The sequence below is a fragment of the Nocardia sp. NPDC050408 genome, assembly GCF_044458905.1.
Taxonomy (GTDB): domain Bacteria; phylum Actinomycetota; class Actinomycetes; order Mycobacteriales; family Mycobacteriaceae; genus Nocardia.
In genome coordinates this window covers 615,153-630,728 of the sequence record NZ_JBITIL010000005.1, presented here as the reverse complement: position 1 = coordinate 630,728, position 15,576 = coordinate 615,153, and the positions used below count along the sequence as shown (strand labels likewise).

Annotated in this window: 14 protein-coding genes; 7 read left to right on the top strand and 7 right to left on the bottom strand. The window is 66.3% G+C overall.

Annotation, left to right across the window (positions count from 1 at the left end; translation table 11 throughout):
• Together ACIBJI_RS19315 and ACIBJI_RS19310 are read right to left on the bottom strand one after the other, a co-directional pair.
• Entirely contained in the window at window positions 1-678 is a 678-nt protein-coding gene (locus ACIBJI_RS19315) for a response regulator transcription factor (RefSeq protein WP_364355221.1), read from the bottom strand.
• A complete protein-coding gene (locus ACIBJI_RS19310) occupies window positions 675-1,202 on the bottom strand; it encodes a PH domain-containing protein (RefSeq protein ID WP_364355224.1) in 528 nt (175 codons plus the stop codon). The genes ACIBJI_RS19315 and ACIBJI_RS19310 overlap by 4 nt, the downstream gene beginning before the upstream one ends.
• Window positions 1,203-1,471: 269 nt before the next feature.
• Between ACIBJI_RS19310 and ACIBJI_RS19305 the strand changes: the two genes are divergently transcribed.
• Complete coding sequence (locus tag ACIBJI_RS19305; protein WP_396957551.1) at window positions 1,472-2,425, top strand: acyl-ACP desaturase; 954 nt, start codon at window positions 1,472-1,474, stop codon at window positions 2,423-2,425.
• Window positions 2,426-2,479: 54 nt separating this feature from the next.
• Here ACIBJI_RS19305 and ACIBJI_RS19300 read toward each other — a convergent pair whose 3' ends face one another.
• Window positions 2,480-3,280 (bottom strand): biotin--[acetyl-CoA-carboxylase] ligase, encoded by an 801-nt coding sequence (locus ACIBJI_RS19300; protein ID WP_364355230.1) that lies wholly within the window; start codon window positions 3,278-3,280, stop codon window positions 2,480-2,482.
• 9 nt (window positions 3,281-3,289) lie between these two features.
• Entirely contained in the window at window positions 3,290-3,469 is a 180-nt protein-coding gene (locus ACIBJI_RS19295; RefSeq protein WP_364355233.1) for a hypothetical protein, read from the bottom strand.
• 270 nt (window positions 3,470-3,739) lie between these two features.
• Between ACIBJI_RS19295 and ACIBJI_RS19290 the strand changes: the two genes are divergently transcribed.
• The 3 genes from ACIBJI_RS19290 (at window position 3,740) to ACIBJI_RS19280 (ending at window position 6,487) form a co-directional block, all read left to right on the top strand.
• Window positions 3,740-5,380 (top strand): acyl-CoA carboxylase subunit beta, encoded by a 1,641-nt coding sequence (locus ACIBJI_RS19290; RefSeq protein ID WP_364355236.1) that lies wholly within the window; start codon window positions 3,740-3,742, stop codon window positions 5,378-5,380.
• Window positions 5,381-5,526: 146 nt separating this feature from the next.
• Window positions 5,527-5,847, top strand: a complete 321-nt coding sequence (locus ACIBJI_RS19285; protein WP_364355239.1) for an acyl-CoA carboxylase subunit epsilon — start codon at window positions 5,527-5,529, stop codon at window positions 5,845-5,847.
• A 4-nt stretch (window positions 5,848-5,851) separates the two neighbouring features.
• Window positions 5,852-6,487, top strand: a complete 636-nt coding sequence (locus ACIBJI_RS19280; RefSeq protein WP_364355242.1) for a nucleoside triphosphate pyrophosphatase — start codon at window positions 5,852-5,854, stop codon at window positions 6,485-6,487.
• On the opposite strand, the gene ACIBJI_RS19275 is transcribed toward ACIBJI_RS19280, so the two are convergent.
• Window positions 6,413-7,201: a transcriptional regulator gene (locus ACIBJI_RS19275; RefSeq protein WP_364355245.1), complete on the bottom strand. Its 789-nt coding sequence runs from the start codon at window positions 7,199-7,201 to the stop codon at window positions 6,413-6,415. The genes ACIBJI_RS19280 and ACIBJI_RS19275 overlap by 75 nt on opposite strands.
• 167 nt (window positions 7,202-7,368) lie before the next feature.
• Here ACIBJI_RS19275 and ACIBJI_RS19270 point away from each other — a divergent pair, with 167 nt between their 5' ends.
• The 3 genes from ACIBJI_RS19270 to ACIBJI_RS19260 all read left to right on the top strand — a co-directional run bounded on the left by ACIBJI_RS19270 (window position 7,369) and on the right by ACIBJI_RS19260 (window position 11,374).
• Window positions 7,369-8,283, top strand: a complete 915-nt coding sequence (locus ACIBJI_RS19270) for a sulfurtransferase (RefSeq protein ID WP_396957550.1) — start codon at window positions 7,369-7,371, stop codon at window positions 8,281-8,283.
• Window positions 8,284-8,522: 239 nt separating this feature from the next.
• Window positions 8,523-10,328, top strand: coding sequence for an acetyl/propionyl/methylcrotonyl-CoA carboxylase subunit alpha (locus ACIBJI_RS19265; protein WP_364355251.1), 1,806 nt, complete (start codon window positions 8,523-8,525; stop codon window positions 10,326-10,328).
• Between the two features lie 77 nt (window positions 10,329-10,405).
• The gene (locus tag ACIBJI_RS19260) at window positions 10,406-11,374 is read left to right on the top strand and encodes a patatin family protein (RefSeq protein WP_364355254.1); all 969 of its coding nucleotides are present in this window, start codon (window positions 10,406-10,408) and stop codon (window positions 11,372-11,374) included.
• On the opposite strand, the gene ACIBJI_RS19255 is transcribed toward ACIBJI_RS19260, so the two are convergent.
• Both ACIBJI_RS19255 and ACIBJI_RS19250 read right to left on the bottom strand, forming a co-directional pair.
• A complete protein-coding gene (locus tag ACIBJI_RS19255; RefSeq protein ID WP_397085092.1) occupies window positions 11,327-13,495 on the bottom strand; it encodes a protein kinase in 2,169 nt (722 codons plus the stop codon). The two genes, ACIBJI_RS19260 and ACIBJI_RS19255, sit on opposite strands and share 48 nt — an antisense overlap.
• A 178-nt stretch (window positions 13,496-13,673) precedes the next feature.
• Window positions 13,674-15,395, bottom strand: coding sequence for a serine/threonine-protein kinase (locus ACIBJI_RS19250; protein ID WP_364355260.1), 1,722 nt, complete (start codon window positions 15,393-15,395; stop codon window positions 13,674-13,676).
• Window positions 15,396-15,576 lie beyond the last annotated feature (181 nt).

Below are 15,576 nucleotides of genomic sequence, written 5' to 3'. Positions count from 1 at the left end.
TCAATCGGTGTTCAACCGGAAGCCGACACCGCGCACGGTGACGATGCGGCGCTCGGCCATCGGTCCCTCGTCGCCGATCTTGCGGCGCAGCCAGGACATGTGCATATCCAAGGTCTTCGAACCGCGCAGCTCGGCATCGCCCCACACCTCGCGCAGGATCGTCTCGCGCGGCACCACCTGACCCGCCCGATCGATCAGCACCTTGAGCAGCTCGTATTCCTTGTTGGCCAAACCGACTTCGACGCCGTTGACCAGCACCCGCCGCGCCGCGGGCTCCAGCCGGATACCGCCGACCTCGACCGCTTCGTCACCGATTCCACTGCGCCGCAACAACGCTCGGACTCGCGCGAGCAACTCGGCCAACCGGAACGGCTTGCCGACATAGTCATCCGCGCCCGCGTCCAACCCGACAACGAAGTCCACCTCATCGGTGCGCGCGGTGAGCATCAGCACAGCCAGATCGGCGCCGCGGGCGCGCACTTGGCGGCACACCTCGAGCCCGTCCATACCGGGCAGACCGAGATCTAGGATGAGTAGATCGTGACCGCCCTCCAAGGCGCGTTCGAGCACCGCGGGCCCGAAGCGTTCCACGGTGACCGAATAGCCCTCGCGCCCGAGCGCACGCGAGAGCGGTGCGGCGATGGCCTCATCGTCTTCGGCCAGCAGTACTGCGGTCATATGCGGTGGTCCCAGCGCGGATCGTCGGCTCTGGATTCCTCGAACACCTGCCGGTAGAGCAGCGCGTGTACCTGCTGCACCTGCGGGATGTCGTCGTATTCGAGCGGTTCCTCCGAGGAAGATCCGATGATCAAGGTGCCGGTACCGAGCAACCGATCGAACAGGCCGTGCCGGAACTGCACACTGGAAATCCGGCTCATCGGGATATCGATGCCGGTGTGGGTGATCACGCCCTGCCGGATGAGCACCCTGCGGTCGGTCACGATGAAATGCGTCGACTTCCAGCTGATAATCCGTGCGACACAACGCCATCCGATGATGCCCAGCCAGACGACCAGCACCACGATCAGCAATACCGAACGGGTCGTGCCCTCGGTCCTGCGCCAGATCAGCCCCCCGGCGAATCCGGCCAGCGCGGTCGCGATGATGAGCGTCACGATCGGCCAGAACAGCATTTTCCAATGCGGATGACGATGGAGTATCAACTGCTCGTCCGGGGCGAGCACCTCCTCCGGATAACCCATGCCGGAACCCTACCGCGAGAACACGCCGGAAAGCGTGGACAGCGACACGTGCCGTGCTGCACAATCGGCACCTTGCGCCGTCGCGACCTCGAGATCCTCTCGAGAACCCTCGAGATTCCGCACAGGATCGCTCCATAGCCTCGATCCGACGGCAGCCGCTCGATCCGGCTCTCGTTCGACCAGCTCTCGTTTTGTTCTGCTCAATGCTCTGCCTGTGAAAAGACAAGTCCGGCTTGACAAGACGTCGAAAACGAACCGTGGAGGCGTGCGTGACCAAGGATCTGACCCAGCTGCAAATCCTGACCGAACTCGAACCGGTGGCCGAACAGAATCTCGAGCGCCACCTGTCGATGGCCAAGGACTGGCATCCGCACGACTACGTCCCGTGGGACGAGGGGCGCAACTTCGCCGCGATGGGCGGTCAGGACTGGGAACCGGAACAGTCCAAATTGAACGAGGTCGCCAAGGCCGCGATGATCACCAACCTGCTCACCGAGGACAATCTGCCCTCCTACCACCGACTGATCGCCGAGTACTTCTCCCAGGACGGCGCGTGGGGCACCTGGGTCGGGCGCTGGACGGCGGAGGAGAATCGACACGGCATCGTCCTGCGTGACTATCTCGTGGTGACCCGTGGCGTCGATCCGGTCGCGCTCGAACAGGCCCGCATGATCCATATGACCCGCGGCGTACCCTCACCCCAGGATTGGGGCGGATTCCTCGTCAACGTCGCGTATGTGACCTTCCAGGAGTTGGCCACCCGGGTCAGCCACCGCAATACCGGCAAGGTCTGCAACGACCCCATCGCCGACCGCATGCTGCAGCGCGTCGCCGCCGACGAGAACCTGCACATGATCTTCTACCGCAACCTCTGCGGCGCGGGCCTGGATCTTGTGCCCGACCAGGCCATAACGGCGATCACCAAAATCCTCACCAACTTCGTCATGCCGGGCTACGGCATGCCCAACTTCCGGCGCAACGGCGCACTGATGGCCAAGCACGGCATCTACGATCTGCGCCAGCACCTCGAAGATGTGGTGGCGCCCGTGCTGAATAAGTGGAATGTCTTCGACCGCAACGACTTCGGCCCGCGCGGCGAACAGGCGCGCCAGCAACTCGGCGAATTCCTGGAGAAGTTGGAAAAGGACGTGCTCAAGTTCGAGGAACAGCGCGACCGCCTGCTCGCCCGCGAGGCGGCGCGCGGCATCATGCAACCGGTCTGAAGCTCCGAATGTCGGTGCCGCACAAAAGGCTCCCCTGAATCCGCCAGGGTGCGGTCAGTATTCGGCGCGCAGGTGGGTTACATCGGCGGCGGAGACCACGTGTTCGCCGATGCGCAGGCGGCCCGCGGTGTCGACATCGGTGGCGATGCCCTCGAGGGTCTGGCCGCCGGGTAGTTCGGCGCGGACGGGTGCGCCCAGGGTGGCGCAGCGGTCGCGGTAGACGCCGATCAGATCGGTGGTGTCCCAACCGGCGTCGCGCCACGCGGTGAAGCGGCGGGCGAATTCGGTCAGCAGCGACCGCACGAGCTCGGTGCGGTCGGTTACCTTCGCACCCGCCAGCGTGAGCGAAGTGGCATGCGGCACCGGCAGTTCCGCCTCGGTGAGATCGACGTTCAGGCCGATTCCGACGACAACGGCGGGCGCCCCACCACTGGAGGCGACTTCGGCCAGGATGCCCGCGACTTTGCGGCCATCGATGAGCACATCGTTGGGCCACTTCAGATTCGCCTCCACACCGGCGGTAGCGCGCAGTGCGTCCACCACGGCGACACCGGTGAGCAGCGGCAGCCAGCCCAGCACCGCCGGCTCGATGCCGGGCAGCCGCACCAACACCGACATCGCTATCTGTGCGCGTGGCGGGCTGACCCAGCTCCGAGCGTGCCGACCCCGGCCCTGTTCCTGGGTTTCGGCGAGCAGTACCGCGCGATCGGCGTCGGCCTCCCCGGCCCGAGCGATCAGGTCCGCATTGGTGGACCCGGTCGACTCCACCACAGCGATGTGGGAGAAGAACGACAGTTCGGGCGACTCGGCGAGACTGCGCCGCAACTGCTCTGCATCCAACGGTGGCCTGTGCACACCGGCAGGCTATCCGACGAGGTCGTACTCGCGAATCGGAACCGCGACGAACATGCCGTCGCCGGATTCCGCTTCGACCTCGGCCCACTCCTGCGGGTCCAGCACGGTCGGCTCGGTTTCCACGGTCTGCCAACTGGTCCACGAGGTCGCCGTGGCGTGCTCGGCGACTCGGCTGCTCCATTCCCACATGATTTGCTCCTCAGCTAGGTGTGCGTTGTCCTCCCATGCACCTCACTGCCCCCTTATCTCGAGCTGAAATGCGAACGTCCTCAGGGTATCTGGGCACCGCGGCGCCACTCCACCGATTTTCCGGCGCCTAGCACCGCATTCGGTTCGGGAATCGACCAGGAAGTTTGCCGCCATTCGCCTGTTGGAACATGATCTAGCTGCGGTTTTCTACTGACCGGTAAGCGACACTCGGTTACCGAGAGGCACTGGCACTGGTTACACTCCGGAGCCATGACGAGTGTCCAGCACCAGCCCGCATCGGAATCGGCGGGCGCCCCCGATATCCACACCACCGCTGGGAAGCTGGCTGATCTGCGGAATCGGCTGGAAGAGGCCAAACACCCGATGGGTGAGGCCGCGGTCGACAAGGTGCACTCCAAGGGCAAGATGACCGCCCGCGAGCGCATCCTCGCACTGCTGGACGAGGGCTCCTTCGTGGAACTGGACGCGCTGGCCCGCCACCGCAGCGTGAACTTCGGCTTGGAGAACAACCGACCGCTCGGCGACGGCGTGGTGACCGGCTACGGCACCATCGACGGCCGCGACGTCTGCATCTTCAGCCAGGACGTCACCGTCTTCGGCGGCAGCCTCGGCGAGGTCTACGGCGAGAAGATCGTCAAAGTGATGGATCTGGCGCTCAAGACCGGCCGCCCGCTGATCGGCATCAACGAGGGTGCGGGTGCGCGCATCCAGGAGGGTGTCGTCTCGCTCGGTCTCTACGGCGAGATCTTCCACCGCAATATCCAGGCCTCCGGTGTGATCCCGCAGATCTCGCTGATCATGGGCCCGGCCGCCGGTGGGCATGTCTACTCGCCCGCGCTGACCGACTTCGTCGTCATGGTCGACGGCACCAGCCAGATGTTCGTCACCGGTCCGGATGTCATCAAGACGGTCACCGGTGAGGACGTCACCATGGAGGACCTCGGCGGCGCGCACACCCACATGACGAAATCCGGCGTCGCGCACTACGTCGCCTCCGGCGAGCAGGACGCACTGGACTACGTCAAGGATCTGCTGAGCTACCTGCCGAGCAACAACCGCGCCGAGGCCCCGCGCTTCCCGGCCACCGACCCGATCAACGGCGCCATCGAGGATTCGCTCACCGACGAGGACCTCGAGCTGGACACGATCATCCCGGATTCGCCGAACCAGCCCTATGACATGCACGATGTCATCCGCCGGCTGCTCGACGACGACGAATTCCTCGAGGTGCAGGCCGAGCGCGCGATGAACATCATCGTCGGCTTCGGCCGGATCGACGGCCGCAGCGTCGGCATCGTCGCCAACCAGCCGACCCAGTTCGCGGGTTGCCTCGATATCGACGCCTCGGAGAAGGCCGCGCGCTTCGTGCGCACCTGCGACGCCTTCAATATCCCGATCATCACCCTCGTCGACGTTCCCGGCTTCCTGCCCGGCACCGGCCAGGAGTACAACGGCATCATCCGGCGCGGCGCGAAGCTGCTCTACGCCTACGGTGAGGCCACTGTGGGCAAAATCACGATCATCACTCGCAAGGCCTACGGCGGCGCCTACGACGTCATGGGTTCCAAGCACATGGGCGCCGATGTGAACCTCGCGTGGCCGAGTGCTCAGATCGCGGTGATGGGTGCCTCGGGCGCCGTCGGTTTCGTCTACCGCAAACAGCTGCAAGATGCCGCGAAGAGCGGAAACGATGTCGACGCGCTGCGCCTCGAGCTGCAGAACGAGTACGAGGACACTCTCGTGAACCCCTATGTGGCCGCCGAGCGCGGGTACGTCGACGCGGTCATTCCGCCCTCGCACACCCGCGGCCAGATCGTGTCGGCGCTGCGTCTGCTCGAGCGCAAGATGGTCTCGCTGCCGCCCAAGAAACACGGCAACATTCCACTGTGATCAAGCGATAACCTCCATGGACCGCGCACACTGGTTGCAGAGACGCAATGAGTCGATTCGAGGATGAGGGTCGCTTGGTCCATATGTCTTCGAGTCGGGCATAAGGCTCGATCGCAATAGAGAGAGGATCTGGCACTGTGACGACCGTGGCAGATGAAGATGTGTTGACCGCCGTCGAACTGGATCTCACAGTCGACCCGATCGCGGACGCGGTCGAAGCGGCCGCACCGACGGCAGCCCCGGCGCCCGCGCCGGCCGAGCAGCCGTTCATCCGAGTCATCAAGGGTGCGCCGTCCGACGAGGAACTCGCGGCGCTGGTGTCGGTGCTGTCGGCGGCCGCGAACAGCGCCCCGAGTAGCGGACCGGCCGGTCCGTCCGACTTCTGGGGTCGCCCGACCATGATGCACCGCGGCACCTCGCCGTTCTCGCCGTATTCTTTCCCACAACTGTCACACCTGCGCGACTGATCGGATGACGAGACTCGTTCTCGCCTCCGCCTCGCCCGCCCGCCGCGCGGTTTTACGCTCGGCGGGCATCGAACCCGTCGTCCAGATCTCCGATGTCGACGAGGACGCCGTCGCCGCGGCACTGCCGCCCGCCACGGCGCCCGAGGTCGTCGTGGTAGAGCTCGCGCGGGCCAAGGCGCGGTCGGTGGCCGCCACGATTCCGGATTTCGGCGCGGATTGCGTTGTGGTCGGCTGTGATTCGATGCTGCTCGTCGACGGCGAACTACAGGGCAAGCCGCATACGCCCGAGGTGGCGCGTGCCCGCTGGTCCGAAATAGCCGGACGCAGTGCGGATCTCATTACCGGCCATTGCGTCTTGCGCATGCGAGACGGCGAAATCGTCGCCGAAGCCGTCGACTGCAGTTCCACCACAGTGCATTTCGCCAAGCCCGAACCCGAGGAACTGGACGCCTATATCGCGACCGGTGAGCCCTTGCAGGTCGCCGGCGCGTTCACCCTCGACGGGATGGGCGGCTGGTTCGTCGATCGCATCGATGGCGATCCGTCGAGCGTTATCGGAATCGGTCTACCACTGCTGCGCCGACTGCTTGGCGACGTTGGGATCGGCGTTGCGCAACTGTGGAGCCACTCGCCCAGCTGAGGGCGGCGCGATGCGCGTCTCCGCCCCGGCCTCCGCGCCGATCGGCACCGGAGTCGCGTCACGCTCCGGATCCCGCCGGGCCGCCATCATCTCCAATCGGACCACGCAGAGCTCCGGCTCGACGAACGGTTGCAGCCGGACATTCACCTCCCCGCGCACGCCGTTGCGGTCGAGCACCTCTTTGATCAGGCCCAGGTGCACGCCACACACCACCTCGGAATGCGTGCGCGCGAGTTCGCGCAGCGGGCAGGCGGTGAGCCGGATCAGGACCTGCTCATCGGTTTCGGCGGCCGCATCGCGCTCCGGTGCGAAACCGAGTTCGGACATCAGCGTCATGGTGACGTCCTTGGCGTCCTCCAGCGATTCGACCGCATGGTCGCCCGCGTCGAGCTTCGCGCCCCAGGCGCGTCCGGCGGCAATGGCCGCCTCCGATCGACGCCGCGGATCGGGGCCGAGCTGGTCGGCTAGGACCTGAGCCAGTTCCTGATAGCCAACCGATCGCTGGACCGCGCTGTAGCCGATACGCGGGCGCCCACGGCCGCGCGGCGGTTGTTGGAACTGGCGCACCAGCGATTCCCTGGTAAGCACATCCAGATGGAACCGAACAGTGGTGACGTGCTGTCCGGTGATTCTGGCCAGTTCTTGGGCGTCGAGAGGTTCGCTGGCGCCACGTAGGATCGCGAGCAGTCGACGCCTCGGCCAAGAATCGGACATAGCTCACCCCTCCTCCCGGGAGACTTTATCGGATGAGGGTGCGATTTATTCGCCCATTCAGCCGATTTGTGATCTGAAACGAGTTTCACTATCGCCTCACACCTAACATCGGCGTGAGACCCGAACCGCTGTAACCACCCGTCTACCTCGTGTGAAGGACCCATATCGTGCCCGTTGCCCCGGACTCTCATCCTGCCTTCGGTTCGTACGCACATCCTCACCGACTAGTAACCACAGAGTGGCTGTCGGCAAACATCGGCACGCCGGGGCTGAAGATCATCGAGTCCAACGAGGACATCCTGCTCTATGACATCGGTCACGTTCCCGGCGCCACCAAGGTCGATTGGCGGGGCGACCTCAACGATCCGGTTACGCGTGACTATATCGACGGTGACCGATTCACCGAATTGATGCGCGCCAAGGGAATCGAGCGCGACGATACCGTGGTGGTCTACGGTGATCGCGGCAACGCGCAGGCGGCGCACACGTTCTGGGTCTTCACCCTGTTCGGGCATCCGGATGTGCGACTACTCGACGGCGGACGGGACGCGTGGATCTCCGAGGCGCGCGACACCACCTTCGACCCGCCGTATCTGCTGCGCAGCGAGTATCCGACGGTCCGGCGCGACGACGGTTCGGTGCGGGCGTTCCGCGAGGATGTGCTCGCCCACCTCGGCAAGCCGCTGATCGATGTGCGCTCCCCCGAGGAGTACTCCGGTGAGCTGATCCAGCCGCCGGCCAATCCAGAGGACGCGGCCCTGCGCGGCGGACATATTCCGACCGCGGTGAACATTCCGTGGACCGAGGCCTTCCACAGCGACGGCCGCTTCCGTTCCCGCGCCGAACTGGACGATATCTATGGCGATCTGGCGGCCGCGGACGATCTGGTCGTCTACAGCCGGGTCGGCGAACGGTCCAGCCACACCTGGTTCGTGCTGACCTATCTGCTCGGCTTCGAAAGCGTGCGCAATTACGACGGGTCCTGGACCGAATGGGGCAATTCGGTTCGCATGCCGATTGCCAAGGGGTATGAACCGGGTGACGCACGGACGGCCGGTACCCGCAAGGCGCGAGCCCGATAGCCGTGCTCCGGACGCATCACAACCGAGGGCGGTATCTGATTTGCGGCGTTCCCGCGCCCTAGGTGATTACGCAGACTGCCTCCTCCGGGCCTGACCGCAACGCCGCGGGTTGTGATGTGTGACCTACTGTGGAGTAGGGCTATCCGAGTGCGGCGGTTGTTGGCAGACTGCCTACACTCGCCCGAGACGGAAGTATGTCGACCACGGGGCGACCAAGAAGATTGCTAACAGGAGGCTCAGTGCCCAGCCATGCCAGCGCGCGGATATCGAAGGTACTCGTAGCTAACCGAGGCGAGATCGCCGTTCGCGTGATCCGGGCGGCCAAGGATGCCGGTATCGGCAGTGTCGCGGTATACGCGGAGCCGGATGCAGATGCCCCCTTCGTGAAACTCGCCGACGAGGCGTTCGCCCTCGGCGGGCAGACCTCGGCCGAGTCGTACCTCGTCTTCGACAAGATCCTCGACGCCGCGGCCAAATCCGGCGCCGACGCCATCCACCCCGGCTACGGATTCCTCTCCGAGAACGCCGATTTCGCCCAGGCTGTCATCGACGCCGGGCTGATCTGGATCGGCCCCTCCCCACAGTCCATCCGCGACCTCGGTGACAAGGTCACCGCGCGCCACATCGCCGAGCGCGCGAAGGCGCCGATGGCGGCGGGCACCAAGGATCCGGTCAAGAACGCGGCCGAGGTGGTCGAGTTCGCCAAGGAGTACGGCGTGCCCGTCGCGATCAAGGCCGCCTTCGGTGGCGGCGGTCGCGGCATGAAGGTCGCGCACTCCATCGAGGAGATCCCGGAGCTGTTCGACTCCGCCGTGCGCGAGGCCACCGCCGCATTCGGTCGTGGTGAATGCTTCGTCGAGCAGTACCTGGACAAGGCCCGCCACGTCGAGGCGCAGGTCATCGCCGACAAGCACGGCAATGTCGTGGTCGCCGGTACCCGCGACTGCTCGCTGCAGCGCCGGTTCCAGAAGCTGGTCGAGGAGGCGCCCGCGCCGTTCCTGACCGATGATCAGCGCGCGCGTATCCACGCTTCGGCCAAGGCCATCTGCAAGGAGGCCGGTTACTACGGTGCGGGCACCGTGGAGTACCTGGTGCAGGGCGACACCGTGTCGTTCCTCGAGGTGAACACCCGCCTGCAGGTCGAGCACCCGGTCACCGAGGAGACCGCCGGAATCGACCTGGTGCGCCAGCAGTTCCGCATCGCCGAGGGCCACGAGCTGGCGATCAAAGAGGATCCGACGCCGCGCGGGCACGCCTTCGAGTTCCGGATCAACGGCGAGGACGCCGGCCGCGGCTTCCTGCCCGCGCCGGGCCCGGTGTCGGTGTACCAGGAGCCCAGTGGGCCCGGTGTGCGCGTCGATTCCGGTGTGGTGCAGGGCAGTGTGATCGGCGGTCAGTTCGACTCGATGCTGGCCAAGCTGATCGTCACCGGCGAGAACCGGGAACAGGCACTGCAGCGGGCCCGGCGCGCGCTGGCCGAATTCCACGTCGAGGGGCTGGCCACGGTCATCCCGTTCCACCGTGCGATCGTCGAGGATCCGGCATTCATCGGTGACGGCGAGAAGTTCGACGTCTACACCAAGTGGATCGAGACCGAGTGGGCCAACAACGTCGAGCCGTACACCCCGGCCGGTGCCATCGCTGACGAGGACGAGGATCTGCCGCGGCAGAAGGTCGTCGTCGAGGTCGGTGGGCGTCGGGTCGAGGTGTCGCTGCCGGGCAACTTCACCGTCGGCGCCGGTGCCGCGGGTGCGGGCAGCAATGGCGCCGGGGTGATCCGCAAGAAGCCCAAGCCGCGCAAGCGCGGCGGCGCCGGTGGCGGTGCGGCCTCCGGTGATGCGGTCACCGCGCCGATGCAGGGCACCGTGGTCAAGGTCGCGGTCGAGGAGGGCCAGTCGGTCGAGGCGGGCGATCTGATCGTGGTACTCGAGGCCATGAAGATGGAGAACCCGGTCAACGCGCACAAGGCCGGTGTGGTCACCGGACTGTCCGTGGAGGCCGGCGCGGCCATCACCCAGGGCACCGTGCTGGCAGAGATCAAGTAAGTAAACAGCTGGCGAAGACCGTCTCGAGCGGGCGCTGGACACCGACGTCCGCGCCCGCTCTGTCGTATCGTGGTCCGGTGACCAGCTCTGCCGTCGTGCCCACCGTCGCGGAGGTCATCCGCGGCCGACGTGAATCAGCCAGCCGTGCCGACGGGTATCGCCTCGCCTTGGTCATCGAGGGTGGTGGCAGCCGCGGCGTGTACTCCAGCGGGATGGTGCAGGCGCTCGTGGAACTCGGGCTCGCCTCGATCTTCGATGCCGTGTACGGCACTTCGGCCGGTGCGATCAACGGTGCGTGGTTCCTGTGCGGGCGGGCGCTGTCGGGCATGCGGTCCTGGACCGATCCGGTGATCATGCGACGCGCGATCGATCCGGCCCGACTGCTGCGCGGGCGGCCCGCCTTCGATCTGGACTACCTGGTGAACCAGGTTTACGACGGCATCGTGCCAATGGATTTTCCGGCAATTCTGGCCAATACCACTACCTTTCATCCGATCGGCACCGATATCCGCACCGGGCACGCGGTCGATCTGCGCCGCCACATCGTCGACAAACCCACGCTGATGACCGCACTGCGGGCCTCGGCGGGGCTGCCGATTCTCGCGGGTCCACCGGTGCCGCTGGGCGGTGCCGAATATCTCGACGGCGGGCTGTCCGAAACGGTGCCGATCCGCACCGCGGTGCGCGACGGTGCGACGCACGCCTTGGTGCTGCGCACCCGACGCACCGATGAAAAACGCCCACCCGCACCGCGTTTGCACCAGGTAGTCGGGGGCAGCTATCTGCGTGTGCGGGCACCGGGCGCTTACCGTGCCTGGCTGCGGCGGCCGCATCAGCAGGCCATCGAGGATCACGTCCTGGCGGGCCTCGCAGACGCGGCTCTGCAGATCCACCCGCCCCTCGGCGCTCCGGATGTAGACAGCGCCGCGCGCGATACCGCACTGCTCGCCGAGGCATTGACGATCGGGCGGCAAGCCGTGCACGCGTCCTTGGCGGCCTTAGTTCAGCTCGACGGTGGCGCCGTTGGAGAGCATGAAGTCGTGTAGTTCCAGCCGATTCGCAGTCGCGTCCTGCGGGACGTCGAAGACCAGCTGGGTGGTGGCCGATTGGCCGGGCTGGAGTTCGAACGAGTAGCCGTAGCGACGCTGGGTGGTCTGCCACATAGTCGCGATCGCGTTGTGGTCGACCTGGCGGCCCTGGGTGTCCACGAGACGTTGACCGACGGGCAGGAACCACTTCGCCTCGTCGGAAATATTGCGGACCTCGACCGTGACGACGGAATAGGAGCCGCTCGCATTCTGCAATCCGATCCGCGGGACACCGGAATCCACCGAGGTGACCACGAATTCGAACTTGCCATCGCGCACGGGGCTGTTCAGCCCAGCAGACACCGGCGCTGGCGGGTCGGCCGATTGCGCGGTATCGCCATCCCGCACCGCGACCGACGGATCTGCCGTGCGCGTGCCGCCGCCACTGCCGGTATTGCCGAAGGCGATCAGCGCGGCACAGCCCGCCGCCAGCATGAACGGTGTCAGGACTATGACGGCGAGTGCGCCGATAAGCCTGGACAGGAAGGGCTTACGGCGCCGACGCTGTGCCCTGCGTGGGGGTGGTGCCCGGCGTGGGGGTGGTGCGATCCATGGGCGGCGCTGTGAGACCGTCCAGCGGGGTGCAATCGGAGCGCGCCACGGTGCTCGCTTCGGTTGTGGTGCAACACGCTTGGCCGGGCGCACGACCGGTGTCGGTTGGACCGCGACACGATTCGGCGACCACGGTGAATGCTGTTGCGGTGCCGCGGGTCCCGCCGGTGCTGGTGCCAGGCGGGTTGCCACGAGTGTCGGCGTTGGGCCGGGCTCGGTCATGACCTTCGTGGGATTGAGCGGCTTCGGCGACTCGGCCAGTGGCGCTGGTGAGTCTGCCGATGGGGTCGGCGCGGGTGGTTCCACGTTTGTCCGAGCGTGGGTGTCTGCCCGGGTCGGGGCCTGCGGCTGTGCCCATGTCAGGGCCGGGGTCTGTGCTCCTGTCGGCGGGTGTGTCTCTACCCGTGTCGGCGCGGGTGTCTCTGGTCGCATCGGCGAGTGCGACCGCACCGGCGTTGGTGTCGGCTGCTCATCCGCTACCAGCTGTCGGGTCTCAGATAGCGGTGCGTGCGGTTGTGGTGCATCTGGGAGCGGAGGCTGCGACGCATGCGGCTGCGGCGTATCAGGGGGCGGCGTATCAGGGGGCGGAGGCTGCACGGACGGCTGGGCTGATGCAATCGGCGACTTGGGTGTCGGATGCTTGGGTGTCGGATGCTTGGGTGTCGGGCGCTTGGGCGTGCCGGGCGGCGATGATCGCGGTGCGGGGTGTGGGAGGCGCGCGAACGCGGTGGCCGCGTATGCGGCGGCGGCGAATTCGCGGGCGGTGGGGTAGCGCTGAGTTTGGTCCTTGGCCATGCCGCGGGCGATTACCGTGTCCAATTGCGGTGGGGCGGCCGGGTTCACGGTCGATACGCGGGGCGGGTCGGTTATCAGATGGCCGTGCATTTGGCGGGCCGGGTCGGTGTCGCCGTAGGGGCGACGGCCGGTGAGGCATTCGTAGAGGACGCAGGCCAGGGAGTAGACGTCGGAGCGGGCATCGACGGTGCCGTTGAAACGTTCCGGCGCCATATAGGCCCAGCTTCCGATGGCCATGCCGGTGGCGGTGACGGCCGTCTGGCCCGAGCTCTGTGCGATGCCGAAGTCGATGAGATATGCGTGCCCGCCGGTGCCGACCAGGATGTTCGACGGTTTGACGTCACGGTGGATCAGCCCGGCTCGATGCGCCGCATCCAGACCTGACGCGGCCTGCGTCACGAAGTCGACGGCTGCGGTGGGTGTCAAAGTGCCAACCCTGGTCAGCATTTCGGCCAGGTCTATGCCGTCGATGTACTCCATATCGATGTACAACCGGCCGTCGAGTTCGCCGAACCCGTGAATCCGCACGATATGCGGATGTCGCAGACTCGAGCCGAGCCGCGCCTCTCGCTGGAACCGCTTTCGGTAATCCGTGTCGGCGGCCACATGCTCCGCCAACACCTTCAGCGCGACCGTGCGCCCGGTTTCGCTGTCATGCGCCAGCCATACCGCCCCCATACCGCCCCGGCCGAGCAGACGGTCGAGCCGGTACTTCCCGAACTGTTCCCCCATCACTTACCTCCATCGCTGGGACGAGGCAGATGGCCGCGCCGTTGCGGAGTGGGGCGGCAACCCGATCGAAACCGCATCGCCCGAACCTAACCCGACCCTATCCCCGTCACCCACCCGCGAACAGTGTGACCTCCCCTACGTAGTTCTACTCGAGGAGCGATCCCGACTGAGGCGGCGGCTACTTGCCCGGCTTGGCGCGGCCACCGTGTCCAGGCTTGCCCTTGTTCGGCTTATCGTTGCCCGATTCGCCATTGGCCGAGCTGTTGACATGCGGATTTCCATTGCCGACGACCGTGGGTTCCGACTGCTGGCCGTCGGGTATGTCCCCGAAGGGCTGTGCGGGAGCCCAATTCGCGATACCGCCACCCACGGTCCGACATACGAGCGGTGTGCCGTCCGCCGCAATTACATTGCCGTCGACACCCGGTTCGCACGGCTGCCCGACGCCCGGAATCACCGCATTCGGGGACGCCGCCTGCGCCGGCCCGGTCGGCGCCAACGATTTGGGAACAGTTGGCGTAGTCCGAGCAGACGACGGTGCCGCATAACTCGTTTCGCCCCCAGGCCGCCCCAACCACAGCGCCAACCCGATCAAAGCGACCAACGCGGCAATAGCAACAGCCGCATGCCCAGGCCCAACTCCCCACCAACCGGCACGCTCCCACCACAGTTCAGCATCTCGCGTCGACTCCGCCCCGGCCCCGCCTACCCACGTCGGCTCAGGCGCAGGCGCAGCATCTCGTGTCCACTCGCCCACGGCCCCACCGACCGATCCCGGCTCATGCGCAGACACGGCATCACGCATGCCCTCAGCGGCCCCACCGACCCCCATCGACTCACGCCCAGCCGCGACATCCTGCATCCGCGAGGCTTCCGCCGGTCCGGTCCGCACCCCCGCACGCGCAGACCCGGCATCACGCGTCCACTCACCCGCGGCGGACTCGGCGATCTGCAGCCGCTCCATGGCGCCGGCCCGCATCGGCTCATCTGCCGGCTCGGCACTCACGCCCTCGGCCGCATGACATGGTTCGAGTAGGACATGGGTGGTCGGGACGGTTGACGCGGCGATCTCGACTGTCGACGCCTCACGGCCGGTTGCCGCGGCATAGGCGGTAGCGGCGAATTCGCCTGCGCTGGAATAGCGTTGGTTGGGATCCTTGGCCATGGCGCGGGTAATGGCGGTGTCGAGGGACGCGGGGACGGCAGGGTTCAGGGCGGCGGCGCTGGGCGGGGCGGTCAGTAGGTGGGCGCGCAGTTGCTGTGGAGAGTCGACATTGCCGAAAGGTCTTTGGCCGGTGAGGCATTCGTACAGGACGCAGGCCAGCGAGTATTGGTCCGCGCGTGCGTCGGCGATGCCGTCGAAGCGTTCCGGCGCCATATATGCCAGGGTGCCGACCACATTGCCGTGGGCCGTGATCGCGGGCTGGTCGATGCGATGTGCGATGCCGAAGTCGATCAGGTGGACGAACCCGGTCGGGCCCACCATGATGTTGGACGGTTTGACGTCGCGGTGCACCAGGCCGACCCGGTGCATGGCATCGAGCGCCATCGCGGTCTGCGCGATGATCGCCACGGCACGTGCCGGATCCAGCGGCCCGGCTTCCCGCAGCAATGCGCTGACATCGGTGCCCTCGATGAACTCCATATCGATATAGAGGCGGCCGTCGAGTTCGCCGAAGGTGTGGATCGGAACCCGGTGCGGTCCGGGGACCTGGGCCGCCAGGCGGGCCTCCCTGGTGAACCGCAGTCGGCAGGTCGGATCGGTGGCGTGCGAGCAGTCCAGCACCTTCAGTGCGACGGCACGGTCGGCGACGGTGTCCCGAGCCAGCCAGACCTGTCCGGTCCCACCGCTGCCGAGCAACCGATCGAGGCGGTAGTGGCCGAACCACGTTTTGCCCATGTCGAACCTCCTACTACCTTCCGTTCGTCTTTTAGCTACCCGAAATCCACACCGCCATCACAGAATCCGCGAATCTGGTCCGGCGGCAGGGCGATCATGACGCAACCAGTCCGCTCAGCGACGCGAAATTCGATCAGCTCGGGGTCGATGCGGCAGCACGAGAACATTCGGGGAAAGCCGC